The sequence below is a fragment of the Nesterenkonia aethiopica genome, from assembly GCF_039534665.1.
GTDB lineage: Bacteria > Actinomycetota > Actinomycetes > Actinomycetales > Micrococcaceae > Nesterenkonia > Nesterenkonia aethiopica.
Genome location: NZ_BAAAVT010000006.1, coordinates 166,923 through 183,567, shown reverse-complemented (window position 1 = coordinate 183,567; position 16,645 = coordinate 166,923). Strand labels below are relative to the sequence as shown.

The window sequence follows — 16,645 nt, the reverse complement described above, 5'->3', positions numbered from 1 at the left end:
CCCTCAGGCCGGCGGCTTCAGCCGCTCAGCTCTCGCGGTCGACGACGGCCTCGGCGAAGGACAGCAGCGCCGACTTCACCGTGGACTCCGGCAGTCCCGCCACCGCCTCCTGGGCGGTGGCCGACCAGGCGCGGGCCACCTGCCAGGCCTCCTGGGTGACCGGGTGCGTGACGACGGCGGCCACGGCCTCGGCCAGGGCCTCATCTCCCCGGAGATCGCCGTCCACCAGGCGCAGCACCTCAACCGCCTCCTGCTCCCCGGCGGCGGCGCGTTCACGCAGCAGCAGCACCGGCAGCGTAGGGACCCCTTCGCGGAGGTCGGTGCCGGGCGTCTTCCCGGAGGTCTCGCCGTCGGAGGTGAGGTCGATGACGTCGTCGGCCAGCTGGAACGCGACCCCGACGGCCTCACCGTAGGTGGCCAGCATGGCCGCGGTCTCCTCCGTGCATCCGCCGAACATGGCGCCGAGCCGGGAGGCGGCCGCCACCAGGGACCCGGTCTTGTCCGCGATGACGGACAGGTAGTGCTTCTTGGGGTCGTCACCCTCGCGCGGGCCGACCGTCTCGTGCAGCTGCCCCATGACGAGGCGTTCGAAGGTCTCGGACTGCACCCGGGAGCCCTCCTCGCCCATCTCGGTCATCAGCTGCGAGGCGCGGGCCAGGATCAGGTCACCGGTGAGGATGGCCACCGAGTTGCCCCACACCTCGTGGGCGGCGGGGGCGCCACGGCGGACCGGCGCGGAGTCCATGACGTCGTCGTGATACAGGGTCGCCAGGTGGGTCATCTCCATGACGACGGCGGCTTCCCTGACCTGCGCGTCCGGGCCCTCGCCCAGGAGGGAGGTCAGGATGGTCAGCAGCGGGCGGATCCGCTTGCCGCCGGCCTCGGCCAGGTAGCGGGCGGAGGTGTTGGCCAGCTCGTCGGAGCTGGAGAGGGCCTCCAGGAGTCGGTCTTCGACCTCCCCGAGGGCGCGGAAGACCTCGGAGGCGAGGTGCTCGTCGTCGGCGAGAACGTCAAACCCGGCCGGCAGTCTCAGCGACAGGGGCTCGGCTGCTGATTCAGTCATCGGAGTCCAGCCTACCGAGCTTGCGTGCGTGGTGGATGGCCACGATGCCTCCGCTGAGGTTCCGATACTTCACATCCGCGTACCCGACCCCAGAGATCTGGGCGGCCAGCTCGTCCTGATCCGGCCAGGCCCGGATGGACTCGGCCAGATACACGTACGCCTCCGGGTTGGAGGACATCGCCCGCGCCACGGGGGGAAGCGCCCGCATCAGGTACTCGTTGTAGACCCGATTGAACGGAGCGAAGGTGGGGTCGGAGAACTCCATGACCGCCAGGCGACCGCCAGGCCTGGTCACGCGGAGCATCTCCGCCAGTCCCGCGATCGGGTCGGCCACGTTGCGCAGCCCGAAGGAGATCGTGACGGCGTCGAACGTGTCATCGGCGAAGGGCAGGTTCATGGCGTCCCCAGCCACGAAGGTCATGTCTGGGCGCCGACGCTTGCCCACCTGGAGCATGCCCAGGGAGAAGTCGCAGGCGATCGCCTCAGCGCCGGCGGCCACGAACGGCTCCGTGGAGGTGCCGGTGCCGGCGGCCAGGTCCAGCACCCGCTCTCCGGGCTGGACGTCCAGCGCCTCCACCAGACGTCGGCGCCACAGCCGGGCCTGTCCGAAGGACAGCACGTCATTGGTGATGTCATAGCGGGCGGCGACCTCGTCGAACATCGAGGCGACGTCGGCCGGCTTCTTGTCCAGATCGGCCCGGTTTCCTGGGGCGTGCTGCTCCTGTGTCACCCCAGCATTGTCCCAGATCGCGGGGACCCCCGTGCGCGCGGGGCGTGGGGCGTTCGGCGATAGACTTGCTCCGCTATGCCTGCCCAGCCTCTGCGCGCCGTCTCAGTGACGGTCGCCCTCCCCCACGACGTCGCCCTGACCGACCTGCTGCCGCGGCTCACCCCCAGCGGCACCTGGCTCCGTCATGGTGAAGGCATCGTGGGCCTCGGTGTGGCCGACCGCGCCACGGCCCGTGGCTCGGAGCGCTTCGCCGACCTGGCCCATTGGTGGGAGGACCGGCTGGCGACCATCACGGAGGAGCCGCGGCCGGAATCCCTGCAGGAGGTGCCCGGCTGCGGGCCGGTCGCGTTCACCTCGGTCACCTACTCCTCAGATTCCGCCGCGGACTCGGTGCTGGTGCTCCCGGAGCTCATCCTGGGATCGGTGGCCGGCCGCAGCTGGGTGACGGTGCTCAGCGCCGCCGCGGACCAGGCCGACGTCCTCTCCGCGCTGGACCGGCACGGCCTCACCCTGACGGGCGGCGTCCTGGGTCCGGCCTCCCCGGAGCCCCTCGATCCGGCGCTCGACCCGGCGCTCGTTCCGCCCCGCGACCCTCGCAGCGCCACCGCCCTGCAGGAGGGCACTCATCCCACGGCGCACTACCTGCAGGCGGTGGAGGCCGGGGTGCAGGCGATCACCGAACGAAGGCTGGAGAAGCTGGTGCTGGGCCGCGACGTCGTCGTCGCCTCCGAGGAGCCGCTGGCGGCGGGGCGTCTCCTGGCGACCCTGAGCCGTGACTATGCCGACTGCTGGACCTACCGGGCCGGCGAGGTGTTGGGCGCCACCCCGGAGATGCTGGTGACGGTGCGCGGGGAGCGCATGGCCGCCAGGGTGCTGGCCGGCACGGTGGACGGAGCCCTGCCGCCGGAACAGGCGCACGCCCTGCTGCTGGAGGACCCCAAGCAGCGCACCGAGCATGAGATCGCCGTGCAGTCGCTGCTCACCCAGCTGGCCCCGGTGGTGGAGGTCATCAGCGCCCAGAACCCGCCGGCGGTGCTGGAGCTGCCCAATGTCTACCACCTCTCCACCGATGTGACGGGCCGCCTGGTCAAGGACTGCACCGACGGCGGCCGCCCCGGCGCCGCCCCGGTGGCGCCCCGGGTGCCGCCGGCGCTGCTGGTCGCCGAGCGGGCCCACCCGACGGCGGCCATCTGCGGGACGCCGACGGCGACGGCCGCCGAGTTCATCGCTCGCCTCGAGGATCTGGACCGCGGCCCGTTCACCGGCCCGGTGGGTTGGCTGGACGGCCAGGGCAACGCGGACTTCGGAATCGCCCTGCGCGGTGGGGTGCTGTCCCAGGACGCGCGCCAGGTCCGCCTCTACGCCGGCTGCGGGATCGTGGCCGGCTCCGAGCCGTCCTCCGAACTGGCCGAGACCTGGGCGAAGCTGCGCCCCATGCTGGGCGCGCTCGGCGTCGGCTGAGACCCGCTGGACCCCGCTGCCGAGGAACGTTCCGACAGCCTGAGCCCCGCAAGCTCCTGCCCCTCCCCGCGACTTCCCCGACGAGAGGTCACTTTCCTGCATACCTCGACCGTGGTGACGCGCTTCAGCTCACCGAGATGCACGGGCAATTGACTCCTCGATGCCTGCACCCTGCCGTGCGCGGCGCCTCGCGACAGACGGCTGGACCGCTCACGCGGCCACCAGGGGGTCGAGGCGCAGATGGGTCCGAGTGCGCTCGATGCCGAGCAGATGCCACCTGTCCCGAAACAGGGCGAGCAGCTGCCCGTCGCTGCGCTCGAGGACCTCCACCCCTGCCAGGCCGGCCAACTCCTGCGCCGAAGACTCATCGGTGGCGCGCGCCAACGAGTGCTCCAGCGGCTCCAGTTTCGCGCTGGAGCGGAACTCTTCCCGCAGGCGGTGGTCGACGACCTCGAACTGCATTGGCCCCACGGCGGCCAAAACAGGCACATGGGTGCCCCGCACCTCGGAGCGCAGCACCTGAATCACTCCCTCGGCCTCCAGCTGCTCCACACCGCGGCGGAACTGCTTCATCCGCCCCATGTCTGCCGGACGGGCGACCGCGAAGTACTCGGGCGCGAAGCGCGGCAGTGGCGGGTACTCCACCGGCTGCGCCTCATACAGCGTGTCGCCGATGCGCAGGGCGGAGGCGTTGACGATGCCCACCACGTCGCCCGGGTAGGCGACGTCGACGACCTCTCGGGTGCGGCCGAATGCCAGATGGGTGTACTTCATGGAGAAGGGCCTGCCGGTGCGCGCGGAGGTCACCGTCATGCCACGCCGGAACACGCCGGAGCAGACCCTCACAAAGGCCAGCCGGTCCCGGTGCGCGGCGTCCATGCCGGACTGGATCTTGAACGTGAAGGCACTGAAGGGCGCGTCCAGGGAGCGCGGCTCACCCTCGGCGTCGGGGCCGGGCTCCGGCGACGGCGCCAGCTCCACCAGTGCGTCCAACAGCCGGGGCACCCCCAGGTGCCTGACCGCGGCGGCGAAGAACACGGGCGTGGAGATCCCGGCCAGGAAGGTCTCCTGGTCATGGTCGGCCCCCGAGGCGCCGAGCAGCTCGGACTCCTCCCGAGCGTCGGCCAGCTCCGGCAGGCCGAGAGCCTCGGGGGTCGCCTCCCCGGCGCTGAAGTGCTCCTCCTCCGCTGAACGCCGGCCGCCCGGCGTGGCACGGATCAGCGTGAGATCCCCGGTCCTGCGCTCCAGGTAGCCATGGAAGTCTCCGGCGATGCCCACCGGCCAGGTCACCGGGGTGGGGTCCAGCCCGGTCTCTTCGCGGATCTCGTCGATCAGTTCCAGCGCCTCCAGGCCGGGACGGTCCCATTTGTTGATGACGGTGATGATGGGGATCCCCCGGTGGCGGCAGACGTTGAACAGCTTCATGGTCTGCGGCTCGAGACCCTTCGCGGCATCGATCAGCATGACGGCGGCGTCCACGGCGGCCAGCACCCGGTAGGTGTCCTCGGAGAAGTCGGCGTGACCGGGCGTGTCCAGCAGGTTCAGCACCGTGCCGCGGTGCTCCAACTGCATGGAGGCCGAGGAGATGGAGATCCCGCGGTCCTTCTCCATGCCCATCCAGTCGGAGACCGTGGCCGACCTGCCGGCCTTGCCATGGATGTGCCCGGCCTCCTCGATCGCACGGGCGTTGAGCGCCAGCGACTCGGTCAGCGTGGACTTGCCGGCGTCGGGGTGACTGATGATGGCGAAGGTGCGGCGCCGTGCGGCCGCCGCCGCGGCACCTTCTGCCGGGTGGTCCTCTGCCGTCACGCCTTCTCCTTGCCACTGCTGCTGGGACTCGAGCGGCACGTCGTGCAGGTGCACGTGAGCCGCTGGATGCTCTGTGAGCCAGAGCCTCCGCTGAGAACCTACCGCAGCGTCAGAGTCGCACCCAATGCCGCGGTCCCTCCGCCGACCCCACACCGACCCCACACCGGCCGCGAGGCCGATCGGTCGACGATCATGTCTCGATCACTGAGATCTTCCTCACACAATTCCGACCCATCCCTCACGTAAGGGTAGAGTTGAACGCTGTGAGCCGGGCACGCTCCGCCCGCCGCTCCCCACTGATCATCTCGCCCTGATCGTTCCGCGCAGTGCCGCGCGCCCGTCGCCCCTTGAAGAGCCGGACACGACTGTGCCCTGTGAGCCGCACACGCCGGTGTCCTGACCACAGAACGGAGCCCCATGGCCCCCGCACCCACTCCTGCCGTCGCGCATCCCGAGGAGTCGATCGCGCATCCGGAGGACCGCCAGTCGGTCCTGCGCACGCTGAAGTCGCCCCGCCTGCTGAAGGTGGAGGTCCTCGCCGGCCTCGTCGTCGCCCTGGCCCTGATCCCTGAGGCCATCGCCTTCTCGCTGATCGCCGGGGTGGACCCCCAGTACGGACTCTTCGCCTCCTTCACGATGGCCGTGGCCATCGCCTTCCTCGGCGGGCGTCCGGCCATGATCTCGGCGGCCACCGCCGCCACGGCGCTGGTGATCGCCCCGCTGGTGGAGAGCCACGGGATCGACTACTTCATCGCCGCCGTCATCCTCGCCGGCATCTTCCAGGTGCTGATGGGAGTCCTCGGCGTCGCGAAGGTCATGCGATTCATTCCGCGCTCGGTGATGGTCGGCTTCGTCAACGCGCTGGCCATCCTCATCTTCACCTCCCAGCTGCCGGAGCTCATCGGGGTGCCCTGGCTGGTGTATCCGATGGTCGCCGCCGGGCTCCTCGTGATCTACCTGCTGCCCCGCATCACCAAGGTGGTGCCCGCTCCGCTGGTCTCGATCGTCCTGCTCACCGTCATCTCCGTGGCTTTCGCCTTCAACGTCCCCTCCGTGGGCGACAAGGGTGAGCTGCCCGACTCGCTGCCGTCCCTGTTCATCCCGGACGTGCCGCTGACCTTCGAGACCTTCCAGATCATCGCGCCCTTCTCCCTCGGCATGGCCGTGGTGGGCCTGCTCGAGTCCCTGATGACCGCCAAACTGGTGGACGACGTCACCGACACCCGCTCCGACAAGGTCCGCGAGTCCTGGGGCCAGGGCGCGGCCAACATCATCACCGGCTTCTTCGGCGGCATGGGCGGCTGCGCCATGGTCGGCCAGACCATGATCAACGTGAAGGCCTCGGGCGCCCGGACTCGCATCTCCACCTTCTGCGCAGGGATCTTCATCCTCATCCTGGCTGTCTCCCTGGGCGACGTGGTCGCGCTGATCCCGATGGGCGCCCTGGTGGCCGTGATGATCTTCGTCTCCGTGGCGACCTTCGACTGGCACAGCATCCGGCCCTCCACCCTGCGCATGATGCCCAAGAGCGAGACCTCGGTGATGCTGGTAACCGTGATCGCCACCGTGTGGACCCACAACCTGGCGATCGGCGTGATCCTGGGCGTGCTGACCGCCATGGTCCTGTTCGCCCGCCGCGTGGCCCACCTGGCCACCGTCACCCGCCGCGTGGACGAGCACTTCGGCGAAGAGGTCGCCAAGTACGAGGTCAAGGGGCAGCTGTTCTTCGCCTCCTCCAACGACCTCTACACCCAGTTCCACTACCGGGACGACCCCGACCACGTGGTCATCGACCTCTACAACGCGGACCTCTGGGACGCCTCCACGGTGGCCTCCCTGGACGCCATCTGCGAGAAGTACGCGAAGTACGACAAGCACGTGGAGATCGCCGGGCTCGAGGGCGCCAGCGCCGTGATGCACGAGCGGATGGCCGGCAAGCTCGGCGCCGGGCACTGAGCTCGCGCTCACGGAAGCTCGCTGCCGGGCGGCTCGTTGCCGGGACGCTCAGCCCGTGGACGCCGCGTACTGGGCGATCCGCCCGCCGGCCAGCACCATCTCCACCTGACGTGCCGAGAGCCGATGGCGCAGGGTGACCTGCCGTTCGTCGCCGTTCCCGACGACGACGGCGGGCACCTCGCGTCCGGCATGCAGCGCCTCGGCCAGCCCGCGCAGCCTGATCCGGTCCTCCTGGTCGACCGAGGCGTAGACCTCCTCATCGCACTCCAGCGCCAGGACTCCGAAGTTGGCCAGATTCTGCCAGTGGATCCTCGAGAAGGAGCGGGCCACCACCAGACGCAGCCCCAGATACCGCGGAGCGATCACGGCATGCTCCCGCGAGGACCCCTGGCCGTAGTTCACGCCGCCGAGGATCGCATGGCCGCCCCCGACCCCGCCTGCCCGCTCCGGGTAGGTGGGGTCGACCTGTCGGTAGACGAACTCGCTGATCTTGGGGATGTTGCTGCGGTAGGGCAGCACCCTCGATCCGGCGGGCATGATCTCATCGGTGGAGACGTCGTCGCCGACCTTCAGCAGCACCGGCAGGTCGATCTCGTCCGGCAGGGGGTCGAACTCCGGCAGCGCACTGATGTTTCCTCCCTTGACCAGCTCGACCTCACGGGCCTGCTCCGCCGGCAGGGGCGCCACCAGCATCTCGTGGTCGATGGTGGGCGCCTCCGGCATGCGCGGGGTGGGACAGGCGAGGCCCGGTGACTCCTCCAGGGCACGGGGGTCGGTGATGCGCCCGGTCAGAGCCGAGGCGGCCGCGGTCTCCGGGGAGCACAGCCACACCGAGTCCTCATCCGTTCCGGACCGTCCCGGGAAGTTGCGCGGCATGGTGCGCAGACTGTTCCGCCCCACCGCCGGCGCCTGCCCCATGCCGATGCAGCCCATGCAACCGGACTGGTGGATGCGGGCCCCGGCGGAGATCAGGTCCAGCAGCCAGCCGCCGCGAGCCATGTCCGCATAGATCTCCCGCGAGGTGGGGTTGATGTCCAGGGACACACGCTGGTCGACCTGACGTCCGCGGAGGATCTCCGCGACGACGGCGAAGTCCCGCAGCCCTGGGTTCGCGGAGGAGCCGATCACGACCTGGTGGACCTCTTCCCCGGCCACCTCCCCCACCGGCGTCACGTTCCCCGGGGAGGACGGCGCGGCGATCAGAGGCTCCAGCGTGGACAGGTCGATCCGTTCGGTGAGGTCGTATGCGGCGTCCTCGTCGCCCTGCAGCTCGACGAACTGGTCCTCCCGGCCGCGCTCGGCCAGATAGCGCCGGACCTCCTCGTCCGCTGGGAAGATGCTGGTGGTCGCCCCCAGCTCGGCGCCCATATTGGCGATCACATGCCGGTCCATCGCGCTGAGGGACCGGACGCCGTCGCCGTGGTATTCGATGATGCGGCCGCCGCCTCCGGTGACGCCGTGACGCCGCAGCATCTCCAGGATGACGTCCTTGGCCGAGACCCAGGGCGGCAGCTCACCGGTGAGCTCCACTCCCCAGACCTCGGGCATGGTGACGTACAGCGGCTCCCCGGCCATGGCCATGGCGACCTCGAGCCCACCGACCCCGACGGCGAGCATCCCCAGGGCACCCGCCGCACAGGTGTGGGAATCGGATCCCACCATCGTGGCCCCGGGACGCCCGAAATGCGCCTGGTGGACCGGATGAGAGACGCCGTTGCCGGCCTTCGAGAACCAGAGACCGAACCGCCGGGCCGCCGACTGCAGGAACAGGTGGTCCTCGGGGTTCTTCTCATCGGTCTGAAGCAGGTTGTGGTCCACGTACTGGACGGAGAGCTCCGTGCGGACCCTGTCCAGCCCCATGGCTTCCAGCTCCAGCATCACCATGGTGCCGGTGGCGTCCTGGGTCAGGGTCTGGTCGATGCTCAGCGCGACCTCCTCGCCGGGGTGCGGGCTGCCCTCCACGAGATGCGAGGCGATGAGCTTCTGCGTCAGATTCTGGGAGGCGTATGCCATTCCGGTCATCCTCCTGGGGTCGGAGCGCTGCGGGCGGAGCCCACGGCGCGGGCTCTCCCCTCGACCATCTCTCCCCTGCCCCGAGAGGCACAAGGGTTCCCGAGCGGCATCAGTGTTCCCGAGCGGCGTCAGGGCCGCAGCGCCACGGACGAGGAGTCAGATTCTCGCACATCACCCCCTCGGTCACGCGCGTCAGCAGCCGCCGGAATGCCGGGAACTGACCCCTCGATCGCAGGGGGCGGTCAGAGGGCCGCCACGCCGTCCTTCATCCGGGTGTGCAGATCCCGCAGCCCGTGGCGATCGGTGCGGACCTCGATGATCCGCACACCGAGCCGGTCATCGGGGTGCGCCAGGGCCTGCTGCAGCTGCTCCGGGGTGCCCACCCCGCGGTGCTCGACGCCGAATCCGGCGGCGATCTGTGCCAGGTCCACCGCCTGCGGAGTGCCGAAGAGCCGTTCCACGGCCTCTCCCTTCCCCGGGCGGCGTCCCACGTCCCCGTGCTCGAGCTGGTCGAAGATCGCCCCGCCGGCGTCATTGATCACCACCACATCCACACTGGGCACCTGCTCACGGGACGGCAGCAGCAAGGCGTTGAGGTCATGGAGGAACGTCAGGTCGCCCACCAGTGCCGACACCCGGCGCTCCCGGCTCAGGGCGATCCCTGAGGCCGCCGAGACGTTGCCGTCGATGCCGGAGAGTCCCCGCAGCGCCACCAGCCGCGCCGGCCCGTGCATGGTCAGCCGGGCGGCGAGGTCCACATCGCGGATCACCGAGGAGGAGCCCAGCAGCAGCGGGGTCCGCACCGTCTCCGCCACCAGCTGCGCCGCCCGCACCGAGCTCAGCGCCCCGACGGAATCCAGCTCCCGATCCACCACCTGCTGCACCCGGCGGCCCACCCTCAGCCACGTGTCCAACCACCCGGCGGGAGGAGCTCCGGCGAACTCGCGGATCCTCTCCAGGTCATGCTCCACGGGACGGGGCAGCCGGTGATCATGCCAGCCGACGCCGGCAGGCTGGTACTGCACCGCCTCCACGGCATCGGCGGTCAGCAGCCGCTGCACCGGCCGGGACAGCGTCGGGCGTCCGGCCACCACCACCCGTTGGATCTCCGCGGTCAGCCGGCCGCCGGCGCTCGAGGCCGGCGCCTGCAGGATCAGCCGATAGGCCGGCACGGCCGCATCGGCATCCCGGGCCCCGCTGGTCGGCTCCGCCAGGACCGGGTGACCCAGCTCCAGAGCCAGCTGCGCAGCCTCGGGCGGAGCGTCGTGGCCCAGGACGAAGACGGTGCGCACGTCGCGGGCGATGTCCTGCACCGCCCGCAGGCTGCGCCGGATCTGCTCCCTGGCGGCCTCCCGCTCCTCGGCGTCCAGCTGGTCCATCAGCGCCCCGCCCTGCAGATGCACCGCCGGCTGCACAGGCGCCTGCGGACGCACCGGTCGGCGGGCCCAGCGCTGCGGCACCGCGGGCGCGCCCTCTTCAGGTTCGCGGGGCACCAGGGGGTCCCGGAAGCCGATGTTCAGGTGCACCGGGCCGGGTCCCTTGCCGCGGGACTCCGAGGCCTGCCGCATCAGCAGCGCCACCTGCGTCTCCGCGGAGAGCATGTCATCCCGGGACACCGGCTCCAGGCGCACCTCGCCCTGCTCCAGATGGATCTCGTCCCGCACCCGGCCGGCGAACATGCCGTGCTGCCAGGTGGTCTGGTTCGCGCCGGTGCCGTGGAGCTCCTCCGGCCGGTCAGCGGTGATGGCCACCAGGGGCACACCGGCCATGTCCGCCTCCATCACGGCCGGTGTCAGGTTCCCCACGGCGGTCCCGGAGGTGGTCACCACGCCGGCCGGCTGGCCCGAGTCCAGCGCGATTCCCAGGGCGGTGAACGCCGCGGAGCGCTCATCGATGCGCACGTGCAGGCGGATCGCACCCAGCTGTTCGGCCTCCGCCAGGGCGTAGGCCAGCGGCGCGGAGCGGGACCCCGGAGCGATCACCACGTGGCGCATGCTCAGGCTCAGCCCGCGCACCACCCGACGCGCCAGACGCAGCGCCTCGGCGTCCTCAGAGTCGTCGAATTCGCGGAAGGGACGCCGGTCGGAGTGCATGTCCCAATCCTAAGACGCAGCGCCCGTCCGCCCGGCCAGCACCGCATGGGCGGACCGCAGCCGCTCGTCCCACCAGTCTCGACGAGCCCCGGCCACCCGGTGCTCGTCCACCAGCCGCGGCGTCGGCTCAGGAGCCACCACACGACCCTTCCGCACCGGCACCTGCAGCGCCCCTTCCACCGGGATCAGAGGAGACTCGACGACGTCGGCGGCCAGCAGGGCGGCGGTGCCCAGCCCGCAGGCGTAGGGCAGGGACTCCAGCCGGGCGGCGAGCGCCAGCCCTGCCGCCAGCCCCACCGAGGTATCCAGGGCGGAGGAGACCACGGCGTCCAGCCCGGAGTCGCGCACCACCTGGGCGGCACGGTCCACTCCCCCCAGCGGCGGGACCTTCACCACGATCAGATCGGCGGCCCCCAGCCGCGCCACCCGCAGCGGGTCCTCGGCCTTGCGGACGGCCTCGTCGGCGGCGATCCGCACCAGGGTGCCGCGCCGGTGGAGCTCCTCGCGCAGCACGGCCAGCGGCTCCACACCGGCCACGGGCTGCTCCACGTACTCCAGCCGGTCCCCGGCGACATCAGCAAGCTCCTCCACCGCCCGGACCGCCTCGGCGTGCGTCCACCCGCCATTGGCATCAGCCCGGAGTCCGGCCTGCGGCAGCAGCCTCGCCACCTCACGCAGGCGGGCGACGTCGTCGTCGAGGCTCTGACCGGGCTCGGCCACCTTGATCTTCACGGCGGGGATCGCCTCGGCGCGGCCGTAGCGCTTGAGCACCTGGGCCACCTGCGCGGCCGGCACAGCCGGCATCGTGGCGTTGACCGGCACCGTGGTGCGCCGTGGCTCCCCCAGGCCGGTCCATCCGGCGTCGACGGCGGCGGCGAGCCACGCCGCGGACTCCTGCGGACCGTACTCGGGGAAGGGCGCGAACTCGGCCCAGCCGGCCGGACCGTGCAGCAGCATCGCCTCCCGGGCGGTCTGGCCGCGGAAGCGGGTCCGCATCGGCAGGCTCACGACGGCGGAACCGCGCAGCAGCTCCTCGACGTCGGGCAATGAGGTCATGGGCTCAGTGTAGGCTTCACCGGCTCGACGGCAGCCGCCTGCGATACTGGTGTGCATGTCCGAGCATTCCCGTCTCCGCCTGCCCGCACGCCGCACCTGGCTGTGGGTCGTGGGCCTGCTGCTGTGCGCGTTCGCGCTGGTGGCGGTGCATGAGTTCTTCATCCGGTCCGCGACGGGCCAATGGCTCGAACAGGCCACGCTGGAGTCCCGGTACTGGAACATCACCCAGGGGCCCCTGCAGAACGAGACGCTGCGGCAGCTGCTGCTCAAGGCCCCGGCGGCCGCGGCGGCGGTCTCGGGGCTGATCTTCTTGGCGATCACCCTGCTGCGCCGCCGGTTCCTCGCCGCGGGCATCGCGATCGTGGTGTTCCTGGGAGCCAACATCACCACCCAGGTACTGAAGAACGTGTGGATCCACCGGCTGGACCACGAGATCCCGCTCTCGGTGGCGGACATGCGCTCCTGGTGGTGGACGGACCCCACGTTCCCCTCCGGCCATGCCACGATGGCCGCGGCAGCCGCCGTCGCCGTGTTCCTGGTCAGCGCCCCGCATCAGCGGCCCTTCATCGGGCTGTTCACCGGCCTGCTGGCGGTGTTCTCCGGGGCGGCGATCTTCATGACAGGGCACTTCGCCTCGGACATCATCGCCGCCTATCTGGTGGCCGCGCTGTGGGGCATCGCCGGCGGCTGGCTGGTGATGCGCACCGGCGAACGCTGGAACACCGTCACCGTGGAGGACGACACCGCCGTCGGTGCCGGTGCCGGGTTGGCCTGGTTCCTGGGGGTCGTGTTCTGTGCGGCCACAGGGCTGGCCCTGCTGTTCGCGGGCGGCTGGGAGGCCGTGCGCACTGCGGCCGAGAACCCCAGCGGCTGGCACTGGGTGGCGGGCACGCTGCTGCCCGTAGGTCCCGGGTTCCTGCTGTGCGCCGCGGGCATCACGTTCTTCGACGCCGAGGCCGGGCGTCGCCACCACGGACAGCCGCTGCACGCGGCCCCGCCGACGCCGCACCCGGTGCCGCCCCAGTTCACCCACCTCTACGAGGTGTGAGCGCCTCGCGAGGTGAGGCTCACGGTCCCCAGTCGATGCTGAGCCAGGTCGCCACACCGAGCAGCAGCATGACGCCGAGGATGACGCCCAGCCGGTTCAGCCGGATCTGGAACTCGGGCTCCTCCCGCCCCTCGCCGGGGCGCTGACGATTGGTGAAGAACATGGGCCTCGCGGGTCCGTCTCAGGGTCAGTGGCCGGCGCGCAGTCGGCTGATCAGTTCCCGGGACTCTTCCGGACCATAGGGCAGGATCGGGATGGCCTTGGTCGCGTCGGTGACCGCGTCCCGCAGCGCCTGCCGGGAGAGGGTGTGCCCCTGTTCCATGCGGCGGCGCATCGAGGCCACGAAGTCCGCGTCCACCGGCTGACCGTGACCGGGAATGATGCGCGAGCAGGTGCCCGCCATGGACCAGATGCGCCCCAGCGTGCGCACCCACTCTTCCGGATGGGAGTCCCGGAAGCTCGGATCGGTGCCCTCGCGGACGAGGTCCCCGCAGAACATGATGCCGTCGTGGCCCTCGCGGCTGACCTCGACCACCAGGTCGCCGTCGGTGTGACCGCGTCCCAGGTGCTCGACGACCACTTCAGGGCCTCCCAGGTCCAGAACCACCGGGGCCTGGCCGACCAGCTCGGTGGCGGTGGCCACCTCCGCCTCACGGTGGGCCAGGATCCGCTCCACACCGTGCTCACGCAGATACGCGTTCGCGCCGATGTGGTCACCGTGGCCGTGCGTATTGACCACGATCAGCTCCGCGTCGGTGACCTGTCGGACCGCCGCCAGCAACGCGTCATGGTCCCCGCCGTCCGGCCCCGGGTCGATCAGCACCGCGCCGCGGCTGCCGACCACCAGGCCGATGTTCAAGGGGGTGACGCCGCCGTCGACGGTGGTCATGAAGACGTCGTCGTCGACCCGGGTGAATGGAGTGATGCCAGGGGTGCCGGCCATCGTGATCACCTTCTCTGCCAAGGGGTGCCCGTTGTGCTTCATTGTGCCCCACGGGCACCCCTCTGGCGAGGATCCGGCCGGCTCGGCGGGCCTCAGTCGGCGCTCGGGTAGTGGCCCTCCGGCACCGGGACCTGACGCCAGTCGATGTCATGCCCGAGGTGGAAGTCCGGGTAGGTCGGCTGGTTGTAGGCGGTCTGCTGGTAGGCCACACCCACCCGGTACTGCGGGTCATGCATCAGCGTGTAGAGCTTCCGGTCGGTCACCTCGGTGGCCGTGAAGATCCGCAGCGCGGAGCTGTCCGACGTGCGCAGCACCAGCTCCTCACGCCAGTCCCCGAAGATGTCCGCCACCAGGGACGGGTTGCCCTTGGTGTAGTTGTTCGTCCGGGTGCCCTCGGCCACCAGCAGGGTGCCGTCCAGCCAGTCCTCGATGCGCGGAGTGTCCTCCCGGTCGCCGACGATGAGCTGGGTGGTGATGTCCGGGGCCCAGCGGATGCTCATGTTCGTGCCGGGGACGTCCCCGTCCACCGGCTCACCGGTGGCAGTGAACAGTCCGGTCGTGCCCTCCTCCTCGTTGGGCGGGATCGACGCCCAGGCATGGTAGCCGGGGGTCTCCGGGTCGATGTCGCCGACCATGCCGCGGCCGACGTCGGTGCCGGTGTAGTCGCCCCACAGGACCTCGCCGGTGGCGGCGTCACGCATTGTATAGCCATAGGGCGCCCAGGGGCCGGCCTCGTGGACGGCGAAGATCTCCTGGCCCTGCCGATCGGGATCGAAGTGGCCCACGTGCAGGGCGTCCCCATGGCCCAGCTTCATCTCCTGACCGGCGATCGGACTGTCCGGGTGTCCGATGCCGGTGGAGGAGTAGAGCAGGCTGCCGTCGTGGTCCAGAGTGGCGGAGCCGTAGATGATCTCCTGGTTCCCGTCGCCGTCGACGTCGGCCACGCTCAGCGAGTGGAAGCCCTGTCCGGCGAAGGGGCCCAGCTCGGGGTCCGTCCCCACTCCCTCGTGCGGGCCCGCGTCGAAGGGGTTGTCCATCGGCACATGCCCAGAGTCGGCCACCCACCGCTCGGTGATCTGCTCGCCGTCGAAGTCATAGGCGGCCGCCGCGGAGCGGGTGTAGTAGCCGCGGGTGAAGACCGCGGACGGCGACTGGCCGTCCAGGTAGGCCACCCCGGCCAGGAAGCGGTCCACCCGGTTGCCCGGTTCGATGCGGGACATCGCGTAGTCGCCCCAGAGCATGCCGTCGTCGCCGCGCTCCGGCGTGTAGGGCACGGTGTCCAGCTCGGCGCCGGTCTCACCGTCGAAGACCGTCAGGTACTCCGGGCCGTGGACGATGAAGCCCTCGAAGGTCCGCAGATCGTTGCGTTCGCTGCGGGAGGGCGCGTACTCGTCGATGAAGAAGTCGGCCAGCTGCCGGGCGTCGGCGTCACCGAGCGGGTAGTCGTAGGAGGGTTCCTCACCGAAGGCCTCCTCCAGGGTCTCCGGCCAGTTCCCGGCGACCACCTCGGGATGCTCGTGCCAGCCGCGGAATACCTCCACCACATGCTCGTAGTAGTCGTCGGCGCTCATCCGGTAGTCGTCGTCAGGGCCGTACCCGGCATCCAGGTCCTCCTGCGGCATGGTGATGTGCTCGCCGTCGCCGGCCACCGTGCCGGGGGCGGTCTTCATCATGATCTCGGCGGTGCCGTCGCCGTCGAAGTCATAGACGAGGAACTGGGTGTAGTGGGCCCCGGCGCGGATGTTGGGACCCAGTTCGATGCGATTCAGCAGCTCACCGTCGAGCGTGTAGGTGTCCACGTAGACCTCGCCGGTGTAGCCCACCTGGGAGACGTCCTTGGAGTTGCTGGGGTCCCACTTCACCACGAACTCGTACTGCCCGTCGCCGGTGACGTCCCCGACGGAGACGTCGTTGGCGTGGTACTCATACTCCTCTCCGGCCGGGGTGATCCCCGGTTCGGGCTTCTGCAGCGGCAGGTCATAGTGGCCCTCCGCCCAGACCTCCGCCTCACCGTCGGGTCCGTTGTGCGGGGCGTTGCCCACCGGGGTGACGGTGTAGGTGGAGTCGGCGTCGCCGTCCGCGTCGTGGAAGTTCGTGGAATCGGTGACCGTGGCGATGCGCTCGCCATCGCGCAGCACGTGGAAGTTCGGCCCCTTCATGCCGTGGCCCGTGGCTCCGGTGGTCTCCTCGCCCAGCAGTCGCCAGCTCAGGTGGACGCCGTCGTCGGTGCCGACGGCGACCAGGCCGCGGTCCAGGGCCTCCAGCTGGTGGCCGAGCTCGGTGGTCTGGGAAGGACCCGCGGACACGGATCCGGCAGTCAGGCTCAGCGCCGCGGCACCGGCCAGGGCAGCGGCGGTACGTGCTGTTCGTCGTCGATAGGGCACAGGCTCAGCTCCTCGTTCATCACTCTCGGACCATCCAGCGTTGTAACGTGGATCACCCTAGAGCGGCGCGGTTGCCCTCGACAACAGTG

At 70.5% G+C, this 16,645-nt stretch carries 12 protein-coding genes; 3 read left to right on the top strand and 9 right to left on the bottom strand.

The genetic code is table 11. The features are described from left to right. Positions 1-25 precede the first annotated feature (25 nt). Positions 26-1,129: a polyprenyl synthetase family protein gene (locus tag ABD658_RS06140; RefSeq protein ID WP_425574489.1), complete on the bottom strand. Its 1,104-nt coding sequence runs from the start codon at positions 1,127-1,129 to the stop codon at positions 26-28. Further along, positions 1,056-1,724 carry a demethylmenaquinone methyltransferase gene (locus ABD658_RS06135; RefSeq protein ID WP_070158359.1) on the bottom strand — a complete coding sequence of 223 codons (669 nt, stop codon included), beginning with the start codon at positions 1,722-1,724 and terminating at the stop codon, positions 1,056-1,058. The genes ABD658_RS06140 and ABD658_RS06135 overlap by 74 nt, the downstream gene beginning before the upstream one ends. Positions 1,725-1,868: 144 nt before the next feature. On the opposite strand from ABD658_RS06135, the gene ABD658_RS06130 reads away from it, so the two are divergent. Further along, the gene (locus tag ABD658_RS06130; RefSeq protein ID WP_344744088.1) at positions 1,869-3,254 is read left to right on the top strand and encodes an isochorismate synthase; all 1,386 of its coding nucleotides are present in this window, start codon (positions 1,869-1,871) and stop codon (positions 3,252-3,254) included. Positions 3,255-3,464: 210 nt separating this feature from the next. On the opposite strand, the gene ABD658_RS06125 is transcribed toward ABD658_RS06130, so the two are convergent. After that, positions 3,465-5,063 carry a peptide chain release factor 3 gene (locus ABD658_RS06125; RefSeq protein WP_344681973.1) on the bottom strand — a complete coding sequence of 533 codons (1,599 nt, stop codon included), beginning with the start codon at positions 5,061-5,063 and terminating at the stop codon, positions 3,465-3,467. Between the two features lie 417 nt (positions 5,064-5,480). Between ABD658_RS06125 and ABD658_RS06120 the strand changes: the two genes are divergently transcribed. Further along, positions 5,481-7,019: a SulP family inorganic anion transporter gene (locus ABD658_RS06120; RefSeq protein ID WP_311024569.1), complete on the top strand. Its 1,539-nt coding sequence runs from the start codon at positions 5,481-5,483 to the stop codon at positions 7,017-7,019. A 48-nt stretch (positions 7,020-7,067) separates the two neighbouring features. On the opposite strand, the gene ABD658_RS06115 is transcribed toward ABD658_RS06120, so the two are convergent. The 3 genes from ABD658_RS06115 to ABD658_RS06105 form a co-directional block, all read right to left on the bottom strand. After that, complete coding sequence (locus tag ABD658_RS06115) at positions 7,068-9,032, bottom strand: aconitate hydratase (protein ID WP_344681975.1); 1,965 nt, start codon at positions 9,030-9,032, stop codon at positions 7,068-7,070. Positions 9,033-9,274: 242 nt separating this feature from the next. Continuing rightward, positions 9,275-11,125 carry a 2-succinyl-5-enolpyruvyl-6-hydroxy-3-cyclohexene-1-carboxylic-acid synthase gene (gene menD, locus ABD658_RS06110; RefSeq protein ID WP_344744085.1) on the bottom strand — a complete coding sequence of 617 codons (1,851 nt, stop codon included), beginning with the start codon at positions 11,123-11,125 and terminating at the stop codon, positions 9,275-9,277. Between the two features lie 9 nt (positions 11,126-11,134). After that, a complete protein-coding gene (locus ABD658_RS06105) occupies positions 11,135-12,181 on the bottom strand; it encodes an o-succinylbenzoate synthase (protein ID WP_344681981.1) in 1,047 nt (348 codons plus the stop codon). Between the two features lie 55 nt (positions 12,182-12,236). On the opposite strand from ABD658_RS06105, the gene ABD658_RS06100 reads away from it, so the two are divergent. After that, on the top strand, positions 12,237-13,229 hold the full coding sequence (locus ABD658_RS06100; protein ID WP_344681983.1) for a phosphatase PAP2 family protein: 993 nt from the start codon (positions 12,237-12,239) through the stop codon (positions 13,227-13,229). Between the two features lie 19 nt (positions 13,230-13,248). Here ABD658_RS06100 and ABD658_RS06095 read toward each other — a convergent pair whose 3' ends face one another. The 3 genes from ABD658_RS06095 to ABD658_RS06085 form a co-directional block, all read right to left on the bottom strand. Next, a complete protein-coding gene (locus ABD658_RS06095; RefSeq protein WP_344681985.1) occupies positions 13,249-13,392 on the bottom strand; it encodes a hypothetical protein in 144 nt (47 codons plus the stop codon). A gap of 24 nt (positions 13,393-13,416) precedes the next feature. Further along, on the bottom strand, positions 13,417-14,172 hold the full coding sequence (locus ABD658_RS06090; RefSeq protein WP_344681987.1) for an MBL fold metallo-hydrolase: 756 nt from the start codon (positions 14,170-14,172) through the stop codon (positions 13,417-13,419). 92 nt (positions 14,173-14,264) lie between these two features. Then, entirely contained in the window at positions 14,265-16,556 is a 2,292-nt protein-coding gene (locus ABD658_RS06085) for a rhamnogalacturonan lyase (RefSeq protein WP_344744082.1), read from the bottom strand. Positions 16,557-16,645: the final 89 nt, after the last annotated feature.